This window comes from Dokdonella aquatica, assembly GCF_051987395.1.
Taxonomy (GTDB): Bacteria; Pseudomonadota; Gammaproteobacteria; order Xanthomonadales; family Rhodanobacteraceae; genus Dokdonella.
This window is the reverse complement of sequence record NZ_CP197094.1, coordinates 2,021,554-2,042,078: the sequence shown is the minus strand read 5'-3', so window position 1 is coordinate 2,042,078 and position 20,525 is coordinate 2,021,554. Positions and strand designations below refer to the sequence as shown.

General features: G+C 71.3%; 13 protein-coding genes. 3 read left to right on the top strand and 10 right to left on the bottom strand.

The window, feature by feature from the left end:
- Positions 1–27: 27 nt before the first annotated feature.
- The 3 genes from ACQQ2N_RS09005 to ACQQ2N_RS08995 form a co-directional block, all read right to left on the bottom strand.
- Complete coding sequence (locus tag ACQQ2N_RS09005; protein WP_440225379.1) at positions 28–720, bottom strand: pirin family protein; 693 nt, start codon at positions 718–720, stop codon at positions 28–30.
- 67 nt (positions 721–787) lie between these two features.
- Positions 788–1,375 carry a YceI family protein gene (locus ACQQ2N_RS09000; RefSeq protein WP_440225378.1) on the bottom strand — a complete coding sequence of 196 codons (588 nt, stop codon included), beginning with the start codon at positions 1,373–1,375 and terminating at the stop codon, positions 788–790.
- A 23-nt stretch (positions 1,376–1,398) separates the two neighbouring features.
- On the bottom strand, positions 1,399–2,001 hold the full coding sequence (locus tag ACQQ2N_RS08995) for a malonic semialdehyde reductase (protein ID WP_440225377.1): 603 nt from the start codon (positions 1,999–2,001) through the stop codon (positions 1,399–1,401).
- A gap of 153 nt (positions 2,002–2,154) precedes the next feature.
- On the opposite strand from ACQQ2N_RS08995, the gene ACQQ2N_RS08990 reads away from it, so the two are divergent.
- On the top strand, positions 2,155–3,168 hold the full coding sequence (locus ACQQ2N_RS08990) for a mitochondrial fission ELM1 family protein (protein ID WP_440225376.1): 1,014 nt from the start codon (positions 2,155–2,157) through the stop codon (positions 3,166–3,168).
- Positions 3,169–3,174: 6 nt separating this feature from the next.
- Here the strand turns inward: ACQQ2N_RS08990 and glnE are convergent, their stop codons facing one another.
- Positions 3,175–6,033 (bottom strand): bifunctional [glutamate--ammonia ligase]-adenylyl-L-tyrosine phosphorylase/[glutamate--ammonia-ligase] adenylyltransferase, encoded by a 2,859-nt coding sequence (gene glnE, locus ACQQ2N_RS08985; protein ID WP_440225375.1) that lies wholly within the window; start codon positions 6,031–6,033, stop codon positions 3,175–3,177.
- Positions 6,034–6,170: 137 nt separating this feature from the next.
- Here glnE and ACQQ2N_RS08980 point away from each other — a divergent pair, with 137 nt between their 5' ends.
- Complete coding sequence (locus ACQQ2N_RS08980; protein WP_440225374.1) at positions 6,171–8,018, top strand: LTA synthase family protein; 1,848 nt, start codon at positions 6,171–6,173, stop codon at positions 8,016–8,018.
- 70 nt (positions 8,019–8,088) lie between these two features.
- On the opposite strand, the gene ACQQ2N_RS08975 is transcribed toward ACQQ2N_RS08980, so the two are convergent.
- Positions 8,089–9,459 carry an alpha/beta hydrolase family protein gene (locus tag ACQQ2N_RS08975; protein ID WP_440225373.1) on the bottom strand — a complete coding sequence of 457 codons (1,371 nt, stop codon included), beginning with the start codon at positions 9,457–9,459 and terminating at the stop codon, positions 8,089–8,091.
- 95 nt (positions 9,460–9,554) lie between these two features.
- Here ACQQ2N_RS08975 and ACQQ2N_RS08970 point away from each other — a divergent pair, with 95 nt between their 5' ends.
- Positions 9,555–10,043: a MarR family winged helix-turn-helix transcriptional regulator gene (locus ACQQ2N_RS08970; protein WP_440225372.1), complete on the top strand. Its 489-nt coding sequence runs from the start codon at positions 9,555–9,557 to the stop codon at positions 10,041–10,043.
- A 233-nt stretch (positions 10,044–10,276) separates the two neighbouring features.
- Here the strand turns inward: ACQQ2N_RS08970 and ACQQ2N_RS08965 are convergent, their stop codons facing one another.
- The 5 genes from ACQQ2N_RS08965 to ACQQ2N_RS08945 all read right to left on the bottom strand — a co-directional run bounded on the left by ACQQ2N_RS08965 (position 10,277) and on the right by ACQQ2N_RS08945 (position 20,399).
- The gene (locus ACQQ2N_RS08965; protein WP_440225371.1) at positions 10,277–12,301 is read right to left on the bottom strand and encodes a prolyl oligopeptidase family serine peptidase; all 2,025 of its coding nucleotides are present in this window, start codon (positions 12,299–12,301) and stop codon (positions 10,277–10,279) included.
- 65 nt (positions 12,302–12,366) lie between these two features.
- Complete coding sequence (locus ACQQ2N_RS08960; RefSeq protein WP_440225370.1) at positions 12,367–14,520, bottom strand: hypothetical protein; 2,154 nt, start codon at positions 14,518–14,520, stop codon at positions 12,367–12,369.
- A 56-nt stretch (positions 14,521–14,576) separates the two neighbouring features.
- Complete coding sequence (locus ACQQ2N_RS08955; RefSeq protein WP_440225369.1) at positions 14,577–16,070, bottom strand: AcvB/VirJ family lysyl-phosphatidylglycerol hydrolase; 1,494 nt, start codon at positions 16,068–16,070, stop codon at positions 14,577–14,579.
- Positions 16,067–18,655, bottom strand: coding sequence for a bifunctional lysylphosphatidylglycerol flippase/synthetase MprF (mprF, locus tag ACQQ2N_RS08950; protein ID WP_440225368.1), 2,589 nt, complete (start codon positions 18,653–18,655; stop codon positions 16,067–16,069). Before mprF ends, ACQQ2N_RS08955 begins: the two co-directional genes overlap by 4 nt.
- A gap of 115 nt (positions 18,656–18,770) precedes the next feature.
- Positions 18,771–20,399: a flavin monoamine oxidase family protein gene (locus tag ACQQ2N_RS08945; protein WP_440225367.1), complete on the bottom strand. Its 1,629-nt coding sequence runs from the start codon at positions 20,397–20,399 to the stop codon at positions 18,771–18,773.
- Positions 20,400–20,525 lie beyond the last annotated feature (126 nt).

The window sequence follows — 20,525 nt, the reverse complement described above, 5'->3', positions numbered from 1 at the left end:
CGTTCGCGATCCACCCGCTCTTCCGCTTCACCGGTCCGCGAGATCGACCATCAGGACCTGCGCACCCGCGCATCCCGTGATCTCGATGCGGCGCTCCTGCAGCACCGCCACCCCGTCCCCGGCCTCCAGGCGCACGCCGTTGGCCCGCACCGCTCCCCCGACGACCTGAAGCCATGCGCGCCGACCGGCGCCGATCGTCCGCGTGCACGGCACACCTGCGGACGGGCGCAGCAGGTATATCGCGGCGTCCCCGCGAACCGCGAGCGATCCTTCACGCGCGTCGGCCGACGCCACGAGCGTCGTGCCCTGCGCACGTGTCGCGAGCACGCCACCCGGGGAAACCTGCGCGTTCACGCGCTCGGGCTGCAGCCAAGCCTGCACGACGTGCACGGGATCCGACATCGAGGCGTTGGCTTCCATGATGTCGATGCCCCGCCCGGCACCGAGCACGTGCACGTCGCCCGCGTGCAGCACGCGTTCGTGGTCGCCGGCACGCAGGCGCAGGATCCCGGCGACGACCCAGGTCAGGCGCTCCATGTTGGCGAGCCGCTCGGCACCGAGTGTCGCGCCGGGCTCGACGACGATGTCGTTGAGCACGCGCAGCGCGCCGAAGCCCATATGCGCGGGTTCGAAATAGTCGCGGAACGAGAACGTGTGGCGCATGCGCGCGCACGCGTCGCGGCTCTCTCCGCGCGAGGCGGCAGGGCGGACGGCGATCATGGCGGGACGAGGGGATGACGCGGAGGGAACGCCACGACCGCGCGAAAGCGCGGCCGTGGCGCGGGGATCACGGGGTCTTCTTCGGCACCGTCGCTTCGGTCGTGATGCGCACGAGCACCTCGTCGCTGACGTTCGGCACATACTTGTCGACGCCGAAGTCGCTGCGCTTGAGGTGCAGCGTGCCGTCGAAGCCGATCGCCGGGACCTTCTTCATCGGATGCTCGCCGGCGCTGTTGAGCTTGGCGTCGATCGTGACGCTCTTCTTGATGCCCTTGAGGGTCACGTCACCGGTCACCTTGAACGTGTCGGCGGCGCTGCCCTTCTCGACCTTCGTGCTCTTGAACGTGATGGTCGGGAACTTGGCCGCATCGAAGAAATCGTCCGACTTGAGGTGCTCGTCGAACTTCTTGACGTGGCTGTTGATGCTGTCGACGGCGATCGTCACGTCGACCGACGACTTGGTCGGGTCGGCGGCGTCGTACGTGAGCGTGCCCTCGATCTTGTCGAAGTTCGCGGTCGGGTTGGAGAGGCCGAAGTGGCTCCACGAGAACACCGTCTGCGTGTGGCCCGGGTCGATCGTGTAGGTGACGGGCGCGGCGACGGCCGCGGCGGAGGCGAACGCGAGCGCGCTGGCGAGGACGGTACGACGCAACATGGGGATCTCCTTGGGGCGGGGGCTCAGGCGATGCGGCACGCTTCGTCGAAACCGAAGCGGTCGTCGCGCGGTGACAGAACGGCCGGATTGCCGTATCCGATGTTGATGATGAAGTTGGAGCGAACCTGCGTGCCGGCGAAGAAATCGGCATCGACACGCGCGTTGTCGAAGCCCGACATCGGGCCGCAGTCCAGGCCCAGCGCACGCAGCGCGAGGATCAGGTACGCACCCTGCAGGCTCGAGTTGCGGAACGCGGTCGCGGCAATCACCTCAGGACGGCCCGCGAACCACGGCACCGCGTCGGCCTCCTTGTAGAGGCGCGGCAGATGCTCGTGGAACGCGTGGTCGGCACCGACGATCGCGGTCACGGGCGCGGCCATCGTCTGCGGCACGTTGTCCTCGGACAACGCCTTGCGCAGCGTCGCCTTGGCCTCGGCCGAGCGCACGAACACGACGCGCATCGGCTGGCAGTTCGCGCTGGTCGGCGCGAGCCTGGCGAGGTCGTATGCCGCGCGCAGCAGGGCATCGTCGACCGGCTCGTCGCGCCAGGCCTCGGCGGAACCGCGGTAGGTGCGCGCAGTGCGGAAGAGCGTGTCGAGGGCGGCGTCGGCGAGCGGGGTGGTCATGGCATCTCCTGCGGCAGGGTGGAACGCACCCCAACCGACAATGGACAGTCTAGGGACGCGTGACGGACGATCAACGGCGTGCGGCACAACGGATTGGTGCCGTGCGAGAGACAATTGTCGCCGAACCCGCCTGTACGCACATCGCCGAGACGCATGTCGACCACCCCGCCCCCGATGCCGACCCGCGACGGCCCGCCGAGTTCCTGCTGGATCGCCAGCGACGGCGCCGCCGGCAACGAACGCCAGGCCCTCGCGCTCGCGACGGCGCTGGGTCTCGTGCCGCGCATCGTGCGTCTCGACGTCGCGCCGCCGTGGTCGTGGCTCGCGCCGCGCCTCGTCGCGGGTGCCCGCTTCGCGATGCGTGACCGCGACGGCGGCACGTTCACGCCGCCCTGGCCCGACCTCGCGATCGGCTGCGGGCGTGCCGCCGCGCTTTTCACGCGCGCACTGCGCCGCTGGAGCAACGGGCGCTGCTTCACGGTGCAGATCCTCGATCCGCGCGTCGACACGCGTGCCTGGGATGTCGTCGTCGCGCCACGCCATGACGACGTTCACGGCGACAACGTCGTGAGCACGCTCGGCGCGCTGCACGGCGTCGATGCGGCCTCGCTCGAGGCGGCGCGCGTACGCTTCGCGTCATTCGCTGCCCTGCCCTCGCCGCGCACGGCCGTGCTGGTCGGCGGACCGCACCGCGTGCAACCGCTCGATGCGGCGTGGCAGGACGCGCTGTTCACGCGGCTGGCCACCTGGCAGCGCGACCGCCCCGGAAGCTTCCTCGTGACGACCTCGCGGCGCACGCCGCCCGCACTCGCCGAGCGCCTGCGCGAACGCTTCGCGGCATGGCCGGGCACGTTCTGGTCGGGCCCGGACGACGGCGAGAACCCCTACCCGGGCCTGCTCGCGTGGGCGGATCGCCTCGTCGTGACGCCCGACTCGGTCAACATGCTGTCGGAAGCCTGCGCGACCGGGCAACCCGTCTACACGCTGCGCACGCAGGTCGCGCGCGGCAAGCTCGCGCGCTTCCATGACGCGCTCGTCGCCGAAGGCCATCTCGCCGACCTCGCCACCTCGCAGGACTTCACGCCGGCCCCCGCGCTGGTCGAGACCGCCAGCGTCGCGGCCGAGGTCACGCGACGCTGGAACGCATGGCGCGCCGCGCGCGCCTGACCCGGTTCAACCGAACGCGAGGCCGAGCTCGGCTGCGACGCGCTGCACGCCCGCGACGGTCGCATCGAGCGCCTCGCTGCGCGGCACGACGCGCGGGCGCGCATCGAGCTTGGTCGCAAGCGAACATTCGAGCAGGGTCGCGTGCGCGTCGCGCAGCGTGGCGGCCTGGACGTCGTCGAGCAGGCCGGCGACGTGGGCGATCTCGATCAGCTGCGCGCTGTTGGTCGTCGCGAGCAGACGCGGACAACGCGCGCCATGCTCGAGCACGAGCGCCTGCAGCAGGAACTCGATGTCGACGAGCGCACCCGGGCCCTGCTTGAGGTCGAGCTGGCGCGCGTCGGAGCGGTCGCGCTCCTGGCGCCAGCGCACGCGCATGTCGGACACCTGCTTGCGCAACATCGCCGCGTCGACCTCGCGCGCGAGCGCCAGCGCACGCGCCTCGGCATAGCGGCGACCGAGCGCGACGTCGCCGGCCACCGCGCGCGCGCGCACGAGCGCCTGATGCTCCCAGGTCCACGCGCGCTCGTTCTGGTAGCGCACGTAGGCCTCGAGACTCGTCACGAGGAGCCCCTTGCCGCCGTCGGGCCGCAGGCGGATGTCGACGTCGTAGAGGCGTCCCGAGCGAGTGAGCATCGTCAGCAGGTGCACGAAGCGCTGCGCGAGGCGCGCGTAGTAGCGCGCACCGTCGAGCGGCTTGGGGCCATCGGACTCGTGCTGCGTGTGGGCGCCGTCGTAGAGGAAGACGAGGTCGAGGTCGGAGCCGAAGCCGAGTTCGACGCCGCCGAGGCTGCCGTAGCCGACCACACCCATGCCCGCGGTATCGCCGGCGAGGCCCGGAATGCGTCCGTGCGCGACCGCGAGGTCACGTTCGGCGAGGCGCAGCACGCCGGCGAGCACACCTTCGGCGACGCCGGCCAGCGCACGTGCGCAGGTGACCGCATCGATCGCACGGCCGAGGAAGGCGAGGCCGACGCGGAACTGCGCGGCGTGGCGGATCTCGTGGATCAGGTCGATCTCGCGCTCGGGATCGTGGTCGACGAGTACCTCGAGGCGACGCGTGATCTCGGCTTCGACCGACGTGCGGTCGGGTGGCGCGTCGGCATTGCGGTCGTCGAGCAGTTCGTCGAGCAGCAACGGGTGCGCGATGATGCGCTCGGCGAGCAACGCGCTCGTGGCGAACACGGCGGTCAGGCGGCGCAACGCGACGGGCTGTTCGTCGAGCAGGGCGAGGTAGGCCGAACGACGCGCGACCGCCTGCACGAGGCCGATCATGCGCACGAGGCAGGCCGACGGCGCCGTGCTGCCGGCCGCCGCGGCGAGCAGCGCCGGCAGCACGCGATCGAGACGTTCGCGCGAGCGCGCCGATGCGGCGCGCAGGATCGGGCTGCCCAGCAGGCCTTCGAGCGCCGCGACGACCGGCTCGACCGGCACGAATCCCGCGTCGACGAGCACGTCGGCTTCCACACCCGAGTCGGCGAAGCGTCGCCATGCCTCGGCCCATGACGCCTGCTTCGGCGCGGCGGCGCGCCGCTGCACCGGCGCCATCTGCGTGTCGAACTCGGCGCTGACCGCCTCGCGGTGCTGCTCGAGGCGTGCGACGAGCGCATCCCAGTCGGCGAAGCCGAGAGCACGCGCGATGCGCCGGCGCTGCAGCGGATCGTCGGGCAGGTCGTGGGTCTGCTGGTCGGCGAACATCTGCACGCGGTTCTCGAGCCGGCGCAGGAAGCGGTACGCCTCGGCCAGCTTCTTCGCGCGCGCGGCCGGGATCAGGCCGAGCTGCTCGCTCGCCGACAGCGCGGCGAGCAGGCCACGCACGCGCAGCGAGGGCTCGCGTCCGCCGCGGATCAGCTGCACGAGCTGCACGATGAACTCGATCTCACGGATGCCGCCGGGGCCGAGCTTGAGGTGCGCGGCGAGATCCTTGCGCGCGACCTCGGCATCGATCAGCGCCTTCATCTCGCGCAGGCCCGCGAACGCGGTGTAGTCGAGGTACCTGCGGAACACGAACGGGCGCAGCGTCGCGAGCAGGCGCGCACCGGCCGCCTTGTCGCCCGCGACGGGGCGCGCCTTGATCCAGGCGTAGCGCTCCCAGTCGCGCCCCTCGCGCTGGTAGTACTGTTCCATCGCGCCGAACGACAGCGCGACACGCCCGGCGTTGCCGAACGGGCGCAGGCGCAGGTCGACACGGTAGACGTAACCGTCCGGCGTGCGGTCGGCGAGCAGCGCGACGAGATGCTGGCTCAGACGCGAGTAGAACGTCTCGGCCTCGAGCGGGCGCGCGCCGTCGCTCGTGCCGGGCTCGTCGTAGGCGAGCACGAGGTCGACGTCGGACGAGAAGTTGAGTTCGCCACCGCCGAGCTTGCCGAGCGCGAGCACGACGAGGCGCTGCGGCGTGCCGTCGGGCGAGCGCACGACGCCGTGGCGTCCGGCGAGGGTGCGCTCGGCGTGACGCAGCGCGGCCTCGAGGCAGACTTCGGCGAGCACGCTCGCGCCGGTCAGTGTCGTCTCGACCTTGTCGACGTCGTTGACGTCGCGCCAGATCAGCCGCAGCGACTCGCGGCGCCGGAACCGGCGCAGCTCCGCGCGGAACTCGGCATCGTCGACGATCGCCGCCAGCCCGGCGCCGCGCGCATCGGCGTGGCGCGGGTCGTTCATGAGCCTCGAGAGCTCCAGCCCGAGCAGCTGCGGCTCGGCGAGCAGGCATTCGAATGCGTAATCGCTCGCGAGCAGGACGCGCGCGAGGCCGCGGTCGACGCCCGCGTCATCGTAGAACGGCACGCCGGCGGTGCGGCAGGCGGCTTCGAGGCGCGCCACGCGCGCATCGACGAGGGCGACCAGGTCGCCTGACCAGGATTCGGTGGGCATCGGCCGATCATGGCAGCGTGCGCGGCCGCCGCAAAGCCAGGCCTGGCGCGGCTTCGCGCGGGTTCACGACCCACTCAGCGCAACCCGCCAATAGTCGCGCATACTAGGCTGTCATGCCTCTGTCACGGAACCCTGCCATGCGCGAACGCACATCCGCTGCGGCGACGCCCCGACCCCTGGCCACCTCGCTGGTCTGGTTCGTCGTGCTCGCGCTCGGCATGGGCCTGCTCGTGTCGTGGCTCGATCCGGCGCTCGCGTGGCCCGTGATCGGCCCGGAGCCGCTCGCGTGGGAAGTCGTCGCGATCAACACGCTGCCGTTCCTGCTCGTCGTGGTGCTGCTCGTCGCGCTGACGAAGCGCGTGCTGCTCGCGAGCTGGATCGGCGTGTTGCTGCTCGTCGCGACCTACCTCTCGAGCGCGGCCAAGTTCGAGCAGCTGCAGATGCCGTTGCTGCCGGGTGATTTCCGTTTCCTCGCCGACCTCGGCGCCGTGCTGCCGCTGTTCGGTCACTACCTCGGCGGCCTGTCGGCGACGACGACCGCGATCGCGCTCGTGGTGATCGGCGTGACCGCCCTGCTCGCATGGCGCGAACCGTCGCTGGCCGCGCTGCGCAGCTGGCGCGGTCCTGCGGTCGCGCTCGGCGTCGGCATCCTCTCGGTCGGCCTCGTGCAGGGCTGGGCGCCGTGGCGTGCGGTCTACAACGCCGAGCGCCTGCATTTCGAGCCGTGGTCGGTCGTCGACAGCGCGGCGCGTGCCGGCACGATCGGCAATCTCGTGCTCTACCAGTGGGAACTCGCACGCCGCCAGGAACTCAAGCCGGACCGCGACGCCGCGACCGCGCTGCTGCGCGACAATGCCGACGCCGTGCGCACGACGCTCGCGCCGAACAGCTCGCCGATCGCGATGCCGGCCGGCACGCTGCCCGACATCGTCATCGTGCAGAGCGAGTCGCTGTTCGATCCGGCGCGCCTGACCGGCGCCGACGCGAAGACCTACCTGCCGAACTTCCACCGCCTCGCCAAGCGCTCGCTGTCGGGCGACATGCAGGTGCCGACGTACGCAGGCGGCACGATCCGCACCGAGTTCGAGGTGCTGACCGGCCTGTCGCTGGGCTTCTTCCCCGGCGTGCAGTATCCGTACTTCGAGATCGCCGATCGCCCGATCCCGGGCATCGTGCGCACGCTGGGCCGCCACGGCTACCGCACGACCGCGATCCATCCGAACACGGGCGTGTTCTGGAACCGCAACCAGGCGTTCGAGCAGATCGGCTTCGATCGCTTCATCGACGAGAGCGCGTTCTCGAAGGACGACATCGTCGGCCTGTTCACGGGCGACGCAGCCCTGACCGACCACATCCTCGGCGAACTCGCCGAAGACGGCCCGCCGCAGATGATCTTCGCGATCAGCATGCAGAACCACGGACCGTTCGACTGGCGCCCGGGCCTCGACGAGAAGCGTCTCGCCGGCCAGCCCGTGCCGCCCGGCCTCGACGACGGCGGCAAGTTCTGGCTGCGCAACTACCTCTACATGCTCGAGGATGCCGACCACGAACTCGGTCGCCTCGCCGACGCGCTGCTCAAGCGCGAGCGCCGCACGCTGCTGCTGTTCTACGGTGATCATCTGCCCGCGCTGCCGCCGGTCTACCACCAGATCGGCTTCACGGACGGCCGCGACGCGAAGCAGCAGCCGGTACCGTGGCTGATCCTCGACAACGGCCGCCCGCTGCGCAACACGATGACGGCCGAGACGACGTCGTGGCTGCTGCCGAGCATCCTGCTCGAAGCGGCCGGCATCGGCGGCGACCGCTATTTCGCGACGCTCGAGGCGCTGCGCACGATGATTCCGTCGGAGACCGACGGCACCACCGACCTCGCCCGCGCGCTCACGGCACTCGGCCAGCTGCGCTACCGCGGCGAGTTCGACGACGTCATCGACGCGGCATTGACGCCGCAGGCCGAGGACTGGAGCGCGACGATCGCGCCGTGACGGCAGGCCTGCGCGCTCGTCGTGCATGCCATGCCCTTCCACGCGCGAGCGCGGCAACCGCTGCCCTCGCTCATCGTCCTCGCGAGGCGCCGGCATGTGACGCGGCGCGTTCGATCCGCGCCGCGCCGTAACGCGCCGCGAGCGCCCTTCCGTGGATCGCGTCGACCATGAGGTCGAAGTAGCCATCGGGCTGGCGTGTCGACACGCGCTCGCCGTTGGCGTCGATCGCGAAGTCGTAGAGGCCGTGATCGGCCTCCTGGAAAAGCACCGTCGTGATCGGCCGCCCTTCGCGCTGCAGCGAAGCCAGCCTGCGCAGCGTCTCGAACGGCGGTGCATCGCGGTCCTGCCCGCCGAAGATCCACACCTGCGGCACATCGAGGTGCGCGAGCACGGGCATCGGATCGTAGTCGGCCGGCACACCCGCGAGCAGGACCGGGCCTTCGGCGCGCATCGTCGCCTCGGTCGAGGCGAGCATGTAGCCCGCGATGTTGCCGCGCACGTCGGCGAACCAGCCCTCGCGCCCGTAGCGCGTCTTGATCCCGGCGAGCGTGTCGTAGCCCTCGCGGAAGCCGCTGCGCACGATCGTCGCGATCGCATCGGCGACCTGCATCGCCTTGGCGAGAACCTCGGGACCGTGACCTGCGCGCTGCATGTCGAACGCGATCGCCTCGCGGTCCTCGTCGAGCGGCGAGACGGCGAGACCGAACGACACGATCACGACGTCGACCGGCGCGATGCGTGCGGCGAGCGGAGCGACCCAGCCCCCCTGGCTGCCGGCTTGATAGGCGATGCGTCCGGCGCGCCCGCCGGCGATGCGGCGTGCTTCGCGCGTCGCCGCGACGAGATCGGTCGCGAGGGTGAGGTAATCCTGCGTGTAGCGGCCCTCCGATCGACCGGTGCCGCGCTTGTCGTAGGCGAACACGCCGATGCCGGCTGCCGCGAACTGGCGTTGCAGCGCGTAGCGCTCGAGCGCCGAGTCGCGTTCGGCGCCGTGCACGAGCACGACGATCGGGACACGCCGCTCGCCCGGCGGCATGGTCAGCCGTCCCTGCAGCATGATGCCGCTGCCGCGGAAGCGCGTGTCGACCTCGCGCAGCGCGATGCGCTCACCGGCTACGCCGTCGACGACGATGCGGCCGCTCGCGCACGCCGTGGTGTCGACGCTCACGCCATCGGCCTTGCCGGTCCAGCCGAGCGTGCTGGTCCAGCCGCCTTCCGCAGCGGGCGCGAGCGCACCGGTGCGACCATCGGGACGGCGCCAGCGCAGTTCGCCTTGTCCTGCACCGGGACCGATGTCGAACGCCGTCCCGTCGGCCATCGCATAGCTGCCGACCGCACAAGGTCGCGAGACGGCTGGCGTCGGACCTTCCTCGGCGACCGTCGCGTTCGCGCCGGCGAGCATCGCCGCCAGAACGGCGACGGCACGTGCGTATCGGATCATGGCGGAAATCCCGTCAACATTTACGTAAATATTGATGCATATGCCGCCGGCCGGCAACATGCCTTGCCAGTCCCGGTCCATGGCCACGCGATCCCGTGCACGACTTCATCCACGCGCAAGGCCCCGCCTTCCTCGCCCATCTGCTGCGCCGGCTCGCCGACGAACTCGTCGACGGTGCCGCGGCCTGGTATCCCGAGGCCGGCGTCGGCGCCCCGCCGCGCACGATCTCGACCCTGCTCGCCCTCGACGGGAAAGGTGCGCTCGGCGTCACCGAACTCGCCGCCCTGCTGCATCAGTCGCACCCGCTCGTGATCACCTGGATCCGCGAACTCACGCGGCTCGCGTTCGTGTCGTCGGAAGCCGATCCCGCGGACGGGCGACGCACGCTGATCGTGCTGACCGCCCAGGGGCGCAACGAAGTCGCCCGCGTGCGCGCAGCGCTCGCGACGATGGAGAAGGCTTCGGCCGGCCTGCTCGCGACAGGCGGAGGCGACCTCTGGGCCGCATTGTGGACGTTGGAACGAGCCTGCCGCGAACAGCCCTTCCTCGAACGCCTGCGTACGCAGGCCGCGGCCGACGCCTGAGCGCGGAGACGGGCCACGAGGTACCGGGTCGCCCGAACGGCAGGCATAAAAAAACCCGCCGGGCATTGCTGCCGCGGCGGGTTCTCCCTCCCCACGAGACTGTGCGCTCGCTAACGCCATTTTAATCATTCGGCGGCATTTGCCACGCGGCAATGCAGCATGGCCTTGCTGCACTGCATCGATACGCCGGCGAACCGACGGCGCCCCGTCCTGCGACGCGCCGCGCGAGGGGTTTACGGCGTCACGCCAGGCTTCGCGAACTTCTCGATCCAGGCCTTCACCTCGCCGTACCAGTGCAGCGAATTGGCCGGCTTTAGCACCCAGTGGTTCTCGTCGGGGTAATACACGAGCCGGCTCTCGACGCCCTGGTTCTGCAGCGTGTTGAACAGCTCGATGCCGTGGTTCACGGGCACGCGGAAATCCTGCTCGCCGTGGATCACCAGCGTCGGCGTCTTGAAGTTCCCTGCACCGAAGTGCGGCGAGCTCTTCGCGAACAGTTCGGGCGCCTTCCAGAACTCCTGGCCGTCGCGGCGCTTGCTCGCGCCGTAGTCGGCCGCGACCTGGGTGAACCAGTTGTACACCGCGGCATGCGCGACCAGCGCCTTGAACGGGTGCTCGCGGCCCAGGATGATCGAGGTGAGGTAACCGCCGTAGCTGCCGCCTCCCGCGACCATGCGGCTCGAGTCGATGTACGGCTGAGCGGCCATCCATTCGGTCGCCTTGATCACGTCCTCGTACGGCAGCGTGTCCTGGTCGGGGTTGATCGAATCGGTGTACGCCTGGCCGAAGCCGCTCGATCCATGGAAGTTCGGCCACGCCGTGACATAGCCCCAGGCACTGAACACCTGCGCGTTCCAGCGCCACGCGAACGCATCGGTGATGCCGTTGTGCGGGCCGCCGTGGATCAGCACGAACAGCGGGTACTTGCGGCTGCGGTCGAAGCCGGGCGGGTAGTTGATCCACATCTGCACGTCGTCGCCGCGCGCGCCCTTCACGGTGACGCTCTCGTAGCTGCCCCATTCGATGCCGGCGAGCACGTCGTCGTTGATGCGGTCGAGCACGCTGGCCTTGCCGCTGCGGCGATCGATGCTGACGAGCCGCGGCGGCGACACGAAGCTCTGCTGGAGCGCGACGATCGAACCGTCGCGCGCGAGATCGGGCGCGCCGACGTCACCCTTGCCGGTGATCGCACGCGGCTTGCGGCCGTCGAGGTACACCTCGTACAGGCGCGACGTGCCGGCGTCGTCGATCGCACCGACGAGCGACTTGCCGTCGCGTGACCATTGCAGGCCGCCCGCGGAACGGTCCCAATCGGCCGCGATCGCGCGGTTCGCGCCGCGGCGCAGGTCGTGCACGAACAGGCGCTGGGTATCGCCGTAGAAACCCTTGATGGTCTGGCGCGCGAACGCGAGCGAGCGGCCGTCCGGGCTGAAGCGCGGCGAGAAGTCGTTGCCGGGATTCTCGGGTGTGAGGTTGCGCGCCTGCCCGCCGCCGATCGGCTGGAACCAGATGTCGGGGTTCGAATCGACGCCGTCGCGTGCCGTGTCGGACACGAACGCGATCGACTTCCCGTCCGGCGCGATGTCGTACGAGCCCGCGCCGGGTTCCTGCGGTGGCAGCGGACGACCCGACGGCAGGGTCAGCGCGACCGGCTCGCCGCCGTCGAGGCCGACGCTGTAGACGTGCGCTTCGCGATCGTCGAGCCACTGGTCCCAATGGCGGATCGGCGCCTTGTCCCAGGTACGCGCGCTGACCTTGGTCTCCTTGCGCTTCTTGAGCTCCTCGGCGGCAGCCTTCCAGTCCTTGCCGGGCCACACGCGCGTCACGAACGCAACGCGGCTCGAATCGGGGTACCACTTGATGCCGCCGACACCGGTCGGCACGCGCGTGAGGCGACGCGCCTCGCCGCCGCCTTCGAGCGGCAGCACGTAGAGCTGGCCGACGTCGTCGCCCTCGCGCTTGGACGTGAAGGCGAGCCAGCGACCGTCCGGGCTGTACGACGGCGCGCCCGCATCGGCACCTTCCGACGTCAGCGCACGCGCCTCGCCGGCCGGGATCGGGAACCGCCACAGCACGGTGCGCCCCTTGTTCTCCTTGGTGTCGAACGTGGTCACCGGCGCGACCGCGGCGCTGCCGTCGGGTGCGATGGTCGGTGCACCGAGGCGCTTGAGCGACCACATGGTGTCGACATCGATCGGCTTGGCGGCCTCGCAGAGGCCGGTCGCGAACAACAGCGCGACGGGAAGGATCAGGCGCATGGCGTCTCCTTGCTGGACAACGGGAATCCGCGGCGCGGCCGCGGGTCTCCGAGTCTAGCCCGCGCTCAGCGTCCGCGCGCGATGAGGTCCGGGCGTGCCTCGTACCATTTGCGCGCGCCGACCCAGTGGAACTCGTGTGCATCGCCGTGCAGTTCGAGTCCCATGCCGAGCACGCCCCAGGTCAGCAGCAGGTCGCCGCTCGGCTCGCGATCGGCCACGCGCAGGCGCGCCTTGAGCGCGAAACGGTCGTTGGCGGCCTCGACGCGATCGAGCACGAGCGCGTCGCCGCGCACGCGCATCGTGCCGTCGGCACGCAGCACGCCGGCATCGGCGAGCTTCATGGCCCAGCGCGGGTAGTCGCGATGGCGCGCGTAGAGCGCGAGCAGCAGACCGAGGTTCTCGAGTTCGAGCCGCGCATCGGCGTCGATCTGCAGCGGGCGGAAGCCTTCGACGCGCCCGCGCGGCAATGCGACGTTGGCCCACCAGCGCTGCCCTGCCGTGCGCTCGTCGCCGGCGATGCGCAGGCCGCGCATCGTCAGCGTCGTGCCGCCGAGATCGAAATGGCGCGCGGCGAGATCGGTGCCGCCGAGGCGCGCATCGAGATCGAAATCGCCGCCGAGTTCGATCGCCGCGAACGATGCGCGTGCACCGCGCGCGGCGATGCCGACGCGGCCACCCGAGATGCGGCCGCCCGCGTCGAGCTGCAGGTCGCCGTCCAGGCGCGCGCTGCCGGCGAGGATCGCGAAGGCCTTGCGCGGCAGGTACGCATTGATCGCACGCAGGTCCGGCACCTCGGCACCGCTGAAGCGCATGTGCGCCTGCAGCGAATCGCGGAAGCCCTGGTCGGCGCGCGCGGTCGCGTCGATGCGCAGGTCCTTGCCGCGCAGCAAGGCCTTGCCCGGCGCGTCGCCGGCCGCGGCCTCGAACGCGGCGAGACCGAGGCCGAGCACGAGGTCGCCCTTGTCGTCGAGGCGCCCTTCGGCGCGTGCGCTGCCGTGGAAGCGATGTTCGGCGACGGTCGCGACGAGCTCGACGGCCGGAACCGCCGCACGACTGCCCGCGACGAGGCGGCCGTGCTCGACACGCAGCTGCGCCTCGAGCTGGCCGGCGCCCTGCAGCGCGAGCCACGGCGTGCGCACGAGCAGCGGCCCCAGCCATTCGAGCGAATCGAAATGCCAGTCGAGCGCGACCTCGCCATGCGTGCGTGCGAGCACCTCGGCGGCCTCCGCGGCGATCGGCAACGCGCGTCCCGAAAGGCTGAGATCAGCGCGCACCGAGCCCTTGCCTTCGGGCGGCGGCGGCAGATCGACGGTGACGCGGATCGCGTCGGACACGACCGCGATGTGGGCCATCGCTTCGGCGTCGCTGCGCGCCTGCCCGCGCGTCGCCGCGAGCGGCACGCGCAGGTCGAGCACGCCACCGTCGGCGAGCTCGCCGCCACGCAGCGCGAGCTTCGCGTCGAGCGTGCCATGCTCGCCGCTGCCGGCGACGACGACGCCGTCGAGATGCCCTTGCGCATCGAGGTCGACCGCGAGCGCGGGCACGGCACCGGCGAGGCGCAGCGTGACGTCCGCGAGCTTCAGGCGCTGCAGGCCCGGCGCGTCCTCGCGAAGGTGCGACGGCAGCGAGAAGTCCGACTCGAGCTCGCCCCGCTGCAGCCACGCCGTGCCGTCGTGGCGTGCCTCGAGATCGCGCAGCAGCACATGCGACGGCAGGATCTCGAGCGGGCCGCCGCGCAGCTGCTTGACGAAGCCGAAGGTCGCCTCGCCGTGCATCGCGAGGTCCACGCCGACGATGCGCGCCGCGGTCAGCGAGGTCGTCGCGATGCGGTCGAAGCGCAGCGTCCAGCCGCCGGGTTCCGACGGCGGTGGCGGCATGTCGGTGTCGGCCCGCGCGACCTCACCGTGCACGTCGTCGGCGACGAGATCGGGGACGTGCAGCTCACGCCGCAGCAGCGCGCCGAGCGCGATCTGCCCGCTCGCGCGACGCGCATGGGCCTGCCAGCGCACGTGGCGCACATGACCGCGCGCCTCGACGCCCCACAGCGTCACGCGACCGGGCCACCAGGTGACGCCATGCGTCCAGTGCAGCGTGAACTTCTCGGGCTTTCGGTTGGCCAGCGACGGACCAAGCCCAGTGTTGAGCACGAGATTGACGACCGCGAGATACGCGACCGCAACGACGACGAGGACGACGAGCAGCCGCCGCAGCGCGCGCATGCCTCAGCGCACCCGCGGCGCGACACACGGCATGGTGCCGTGCGTGCCTGGGCCGGTCATGGCTTTCGCCCCGGCAGCGGCTCGAGCACGGTGCGCGCGAGCGTCGCGTAGTCGCCGTTGAAGTGATGACCGCCCGGAAGGCGCAGCACGCGCTGCTTCGTGCGGTCCGCCTCGTCGCAGGCATCCTCGCCGCTGTCGTCCTGGATGCACACGAACGGCACCTGCAGGCGCTTGATCTCGGGCGCGATCGGCAGGCCGGTGTCGCCGTCGGAGACCCAGCTCGCCGGATGGAACTCGAACTCGGCCGTCGTGCCCGGCGCGATCGCCGCGGCGCGGTCGATGCGCGCGCGCGTCGTGTCGGGCAGGCGGTTGATCGCGAACGGCAGCACGTCGGCACCGAACGAGTAGCCGATGATCATGGCCGAGCGCTTGTTCCAGTGCGCGAGGTAGTAGCGCACGATGCGGTCGAGGTCGTTCGCGGTCTGTTCGGGTGTCTTCTCGGTCCAGAAGTACTGCAGCGTCGACAGGCCGACCACGGGGATGCCGCGCGAGGCGAGCTCGGCCGCGATCTCGCGATCGATGCCGGCCCAGCCGCCGTCGCCGGTCAGGATCACGGCGAAGCGGTCGTCGCTGCCCTGCGTCGCGGCGACCTCGACGAGCTGCAGGTCGGCCAGCGACTGCTGCGCGGCCGGCGCGGTCGCCTGCAGCGCGACCGTGCGCAGGCGCGCGAACGCGGCCAGCCACGCCGGCTCCCACGCCGGCGTCAGCGCGTACGAGGCATCGACGCCCTGCACGATCACGCGCTCGCCGTCGTGCATCAAGGCCATGAACGCCTTCGCGTCGTCGATGCCGGCACGCAGGTCGCCGTCGGCATGGAACACGATCCAGGGCGCCGGGAGCGCGTCGGCCGGTTCGAGCGCGAACACGCCCTTGCGCCCGGCGATCGCATGGCTCTGCATGCTGTACGCCGGGCACAGCGAGGTCGCGATGTTCAGCTCGGAGATGAAGCCGACGCCGACGCCGCCCGCATACGTGCCGGGAGGCTGCTGCACGAGGATCGCGTAGGCCAGCGCGGCACCGTCGCCGACGCCGGCGAGCAGCGGCGAATGGAAGCTCGGCAGCTTGTAGTGCGACTGGATCGCGCGGCCGAGGTCCTCGAAATCCGACGACAGGTACACGCAGGGACCGTGGTCGTACTCGACGACGCGCTTGAAGTGCGCGAAATCGATGCCGGCCACCAGTGCTCCGCGTTGCGCGAGCGGCCGCGCGAGCGCGTCGGCCTGCGCATCCCAACCGTTCGCACCGGAGACGAACAGCACGACGCTGCTCGGCGTACCCGCGGGCATCAGCACGACAAGGTCGCCGAAACGGCCGAACGAGAAGTCGCCGCGCTTCTCGTCGACCGCGACCGGCTCGGGCAGCGGCAAGGGCTCGATCGACGGCGTCGGCGGCGCAGCCGGCGGCGTCTCGACGTGGCGCGGCCACGCCAGCACGACGATGAACGCGACGGCGAGCGTGGCGAGCGGCAACCAGTGGCGTGTACGGATCATGCCCATGCGCGGAGCTTACGCAGCGTGCGCGTGATCAGGCCAGCCGGCACGCGCGACTCGGGGCCGCGATTGATCAGGCGCGTGAGGTCGAGGAACACGCCGGGCAGGTGCATGCCGCCCGGCGAGGCGAGGTAGCGCGGCTGCCAGGTCGGCGCGAACTTGTTCTTGTAGCGGCGCAGGCCTTCGAAACCGTAGAGGCGCTCGCCGTGACCCGCGACGAAGCCGAGCACGCGCTGCGAGCGCGCGGCGAGCCGGTGCCGCGACATGCCCGACAGTGGCGCCATGCCGAGGTTGAAGCTGCGGTAGCCGTGCTCGCGGCCCCACAGCATGAGCTCGATGAACAGGACATCCATGACGCCGCGCGGCGCATCGGGCGTGTGCCGCATGAGGTCGATCGACAGTTCGCCGCCGGCCGGCGCGAGCCACAGGTTCGCGAACGCGAGCGGCTGGCCGTCCTTGTCGAACACGATCGAGACCGGGAAGCGCCGCAGGTAGTCCTCGTCGAACCAGCCCAGCGAGAAGCCCTTCTCGGTGCCGGCCTTGCCGCCGAGCCAGCGGTCCGAGATGGCGCGCAGTGCAGGCAGCCACGCGTCGACGGCACCGAGCGGCACGTGCTCGATGCGCAAGCCGTCGCGAAGGCCACGGTTGCGCGCCTGACGCTGGTCGGCACGCGTGGGCCCTTCGAGCGAGAACGTGGCGAGGTCGACGATCGCCTCTTCGCCGAGCTTGATCAGCGCGAGACCGAGGTCGAGGTAGGCCTCGAGGTCCGTGCGACCGACCTGGTAGAACACGCAGCGCAGGTCGCGCTGGTCGGCGAGCTCGCGGAACTGCCAGCGCAAGGCCTCGCGGCTCGCCGGCGGTCCGACCGGATCGCCCATCGCGATGAGCGACAGTCCGGTGCGGCGATACATGAGGAAGCCGAGCCCGTCGGGCGAGCGCAGGATCGCCTTGTCGCCGAGGTGCACGAGGTTGGCCTGCGTCTGCGTCGCCGCGTCGACGAGCGGCTGCAGCGCATCGAGCTCGTTCGCGGCGGGCAGCGTGTCGCGGCGCTGTGCCGGCCGCAGCAGCTGCCACAACGCCACGATGATCAGCACGACGACCACGGCGAGCAGCGCACGCAGCGCGCGTGGCGCATCGCCGGAGAGTTCGAACTGCCACCACAGGTGATTGCGGTACGGCACGTTGCGGTACGCGAACAGCATGAGCCAACCCGCGCCGAGCACGACCAGCGCGACGTTGCGCCACCAGAACGGGCTGAAGCGCGATTCGAGGATCGCCGCAGGGCGAGCGAAGTGACGTCGCGCGAGCACCAGCAGCACGCCGAGCACGGCCATGCCGATCGTCAGCAGGGTCGGGTCGCCGCGGATCAGCGAGGTCGCGATGCCGAGCACGAGCACGCCGAGCGTGACCAGCCAGGCACCGCGGCTGCAGCGCTGGATGCCGATCGCGAGGATCAGCAGCAGCACGCCAAGCAGGCTGCCGAGCAGGTGCGAGAACTCGAGCAGCGGCAGCGGCGCGGCGACCGCATCGCGCGGCACCGGCAGCGAACCGACCACGAGCAGCCACGCACCGGCCGCGAACACGGCGGCCGCGGCGATCGCCGGCACGGTCGCACCGGCGATCGAGCTCAGCCGCCGCGCGGGCCCGCGCACCGCGACCGCGCCGAGCGCGGCGAGCGCCATCGCGAGCGGCACGACGTAGTAGACGAGCCGGTAGGCGACGATCGACGCGAGCAGCGCGTGGTTGTCGAGTTGCGGCAGCAGCTGGATCAGCGTCCACTCGAACACGCCGAGGCCGGCCGGCACGGTCGAGATCACGCCGGCGAGGATCGCGAGCACGTAGGCGCCTACGAACGCCGGGAACGACACGTCCGCATCGTTCGGAAGCAGCACGTACAGCGCCGCCGCCGCGCACGACAGTTCCGCGACGCTGACCACGAGCGCGAGCCAGCCGTCGCGTCGCGTCGGCAGGCGCAGCGAGAAGCGCCCGAGCGCGAGACGCCGCGGCTGCGCCCGCAGCGCGAGCAGGCCCGCGGCGAGCACGGCGAGACCGCCGATGCCGACGCCTTGCCACAGGCGTACCGGCCCGGGCAGCACGTCACCGAGATGCGCGGGCGCGAACGCGAGGGTGAGACCGGTCAGTGTCCACGCACCGAGCGCGAAACCGAGGCTGACCTGGAACGCGATGCGTCCGATGTCGGCGAGACCGACGCCGGCGTCACCGTAGCCCTTGAGGCGGACCGTGCCGCCGGTCAGCGGCGCCATGCCGAGGCTGTGGCCGAGTGCGTTGGCGATGAACGAGGTGGTCGCGAGGCGTGGCCAGGCGACGTGCTTCTCGACGAGGCGCAGGCCCTGCCAGTCGAACACGACCAGCAGCGCGTAGCTCGACAGCGCCGCGGCGAGGCTCATCGCCAGCGCCGTCCACGGCAGTGCACGCAACTCGCCGACCAGTTCGTTCCAGCTCGTGGTGCGGAACTCGCGCTCGAGCGCGACCAGCGCGAGCGCGACGACGGCGACGCCGAGCAGGGCGCGCAGCCGCGCCGGCGACGGCAGCCAGCGCGCGCGCTGTCCTGTCGATGAGCTCATCCGCGACCCGATCCTTCGTCCCGTGGGGTAGCGCGCATGCTACTGCGCGGCCCGTGTTCCGGGCAGCCACCGGCCCGGCACGGGCCGGTCACGGTTCAGGCGCTCGCGCGATGCCTCACGCGACGCGCACGCCGGCCACGCGGCGGCGCCACGCCTCGAGCGGCATCGCCGTCGTGGCGTCGCCGCCGAGCAGGCGCTTCGCCGTCTCCTCGCCCGATTCGCAGCCGCCCTCCATGAAGCCCTGGTTGTCGGGCGAACAGTGCTCACCGGCGAAATGCAGCTCGCCGACCGAGGCCTGGATCGCGCCACGCAGCGTCGTCCACTGACCCGGCCGGAAGCAGGCGTAGCTGCCGAGCGTCCACGGATGCGTCGGCCAATGGAATCGCGCCTCGCGCGCGCCGGCACGCGCCGACGACAAGCCCGGGAACACCGCGTCGAGCTGCGCAGCCGCGGTGTCGGCCTGCTCGCGTGGCGAGCCCTCGCCGATGGCGAGGCCGTGGCGACCGCCGACGAAGTTGGTGAGGATGCCGGCCGCGCCGTCCTGCAGGCGGCTGGTCTCCCACGTGGTCTGCAGCGGCAGGTCGGTGAAGGTGCTCGCGGCGCTCGCGTGGCGCGTGCGCCAGACGCGCTCGTTGACGCCGATCATGAGCTTGGCGTTGGTACCGTAGCCGAGCTCGGCGATCGCTCGCCGCTTGGCCGGCGGCAGTTCGACGTCGAGTCGCACGCGCCGCAGCGTCGTGAACGGAATCGCGAGCACGACGCGCCGCGCACGCACCTGCGAGGCCGCGCCGCCGCGCAGGAAGCCGAGCGTGTAGCCGCCGTCCGCATCCGCGCGCACCGACTCGAGCACCTGGCCGAGTTCGATCGCGCCGCCGAGGCGTTCGCCGAGCGTGCTCACGACGAGGTCGTTGCCGCCGCGCACGTGGTAGCGCTCGTCGCTCTCGCCGAAGATGCGGAAGTGCTCGAGGCCCGGATCGATGAACGTGAGCAGGTTCAGTGCCGACTGCTCGCCGCATTCGAGTCCCATCTCGGTCGTGTAGGCCACCTCGATGAGCGTGCGCAGCCAGCCCGAGGCGCCGTGGCGATCGAGCCAGCCGCTGATCGTCTCGCGGTCGAGCGCTTCGGCGCCGCCCGGCGCGTCGAGCGTGATGTCGTCGTCGGGCAGCGTCGCCGCGTCGCGCGCGATCGCGTCGGCGATCGGCGCGAACGCGCGCAGGATCTCGTCCTCGTCGTGGCGGCGCCCCTCGCAGAACCAGACCTCGCCCAGCGACGCGGTCGGGTCGGTGGCGAGGTCGTCGAGGACGAGGCCGAGTTCGGCCGCGAGCGCGCGCATGCGCACGTGGCCGGTGTCGATGAGTTCGCCACCGAGCTCGCAGACCTGGCCGTCGGCGAAATGGCCACGCAGGCTCAGCATGCGGCCGCCGACGCGTTCCTGCGCCTCGTAGACGCGCACGCGCTGACCGGCCTGGCGCAGCCGGTAGGCGCACATGAGCCCGGCGATGCCGGCGCCGACGACGACGATGCCGTCATCGCCATGTGGCTTGACGGGTGTGCGCGCGCAGGCCGCCGCGGCGAGGGCCGCGCCGGCGACCGCCGACTGGCCGAGGAAGCGCCGACGTGCGCGGTCGACGCGTGCCTCGCGCTCGCGCGCGACGATCTCGTCGAGCGGCTGTCCCGTCGTCCTCGCGATCGCCGCGACCCGCGCCGCGCGGCGCAGCAAACCCACCCACGGTGTCCTCGCCATGCCGTTCCCTCCCGATGTCGTGCAAGGTGTACAACGCTGCAGGACAGAACGCAAAACGGCGCGGTGACATGCCACCGCCACGCCCGCCTCCTGCGGACCACGACGCCATCCGCCGAGCGCGGCACG

What these genes read in the sequence shown, in the direction of transcription:
- ACQQ2N_RS09005 (WP_440225379.1), bottom strand. Translation starts at nt 720, where the DNA reads ATGATCGCCGTCCGCCCTGCCGCCTCGCGCGGAGAGAGCCGCGACGCG.
- ACQQ2N_RS09000 (WP_440225378.1), bottom strand. Translation starts at nt 1,375, where the DNA reads ATGTTGCGTCGTACCGTCCTCGCCAGCGCGCTCGCGTTCGCCTCCGCC.
- ACQQ2N_RS08995 (WP_440225377.1), bottom strand. Translation starts at nt 2,001, where the DNA reads ATGACCACCCCGCTCGCCGACGCCGCCCTCGACACGCTCTTCCGCACT.
- ACQQ2N_RS08990 (WP_440225376.1), top strand. Translation starts at nt 2,155, where the DNA reads ATGTCGACCACCCCGCCCCCGATGCCGACCCGCGACGGCCCGCCGAGT.
- glnE (WP_440225375.1), bottom strand. Translation starts at nt 6,033, where the DNA reads ATGCCCACCGAATCCTGGTCAGGCGACCTGGTCGCCCTCGTCGATGCG.
- ACQQ2N_RS08980 (WP_440225374.1), top strand. Translation starts at nt 6,171, where the DNA reads ATGCGCGAACGCACATCCGCTGCGGCGACGCCCCGACCCCTGGCCACC.
- ACQQ2N_RS08975 (WP_440225373.1), bottom strand. Translation starts at nt 9,459, where the DNA reads ATGATCCGATACGCACGTGCCGTCGCCGTTCTGGCGGCGATGCTCGCC.
- ACQQ2N_RS08965 (WP_440225371.1), bottom strand. Translation starts at nt 12,301, where the DNA reads ATGCGCCTGATCCTTCCCGTCGCGCTGTTGTTCGCGACCGGCCTCTGC.
- ACQQ2N_RS08960 (WP_440225370.1), bottom strand. Translation starts at nt 14,520, where the DNA reads ATGCGCGCGCTGCGGCGGCTGCTCGTCGTCCTCGTCGTCGTTGCGGTC.
- ACQQ2N_RS08955 (WP_440225369.1), bottom strand. Translation starts at nt 16,070, where the DNA reads ATGATCCGTACACGCCACTGGTTGCCGCTCGCCACGCTCGCCGTCGCG.
- mprF (WP_440225368.1), bottom strand. Translation starts at nt 18,655, where the DNA reads ATGAGCTCATCGACAGGACAGCGCGCGCGCTGGCTGCCGTCGCCGGCG.
- ACQQ2N_RS08945 (WP_440225367.1), bottom strand. Translation starts at nt 20,399, where the DNA reads ATGGCGAGGACACCGTGGGTGGGTTTGCTGCGCCGCGCGGCGCGGGTC.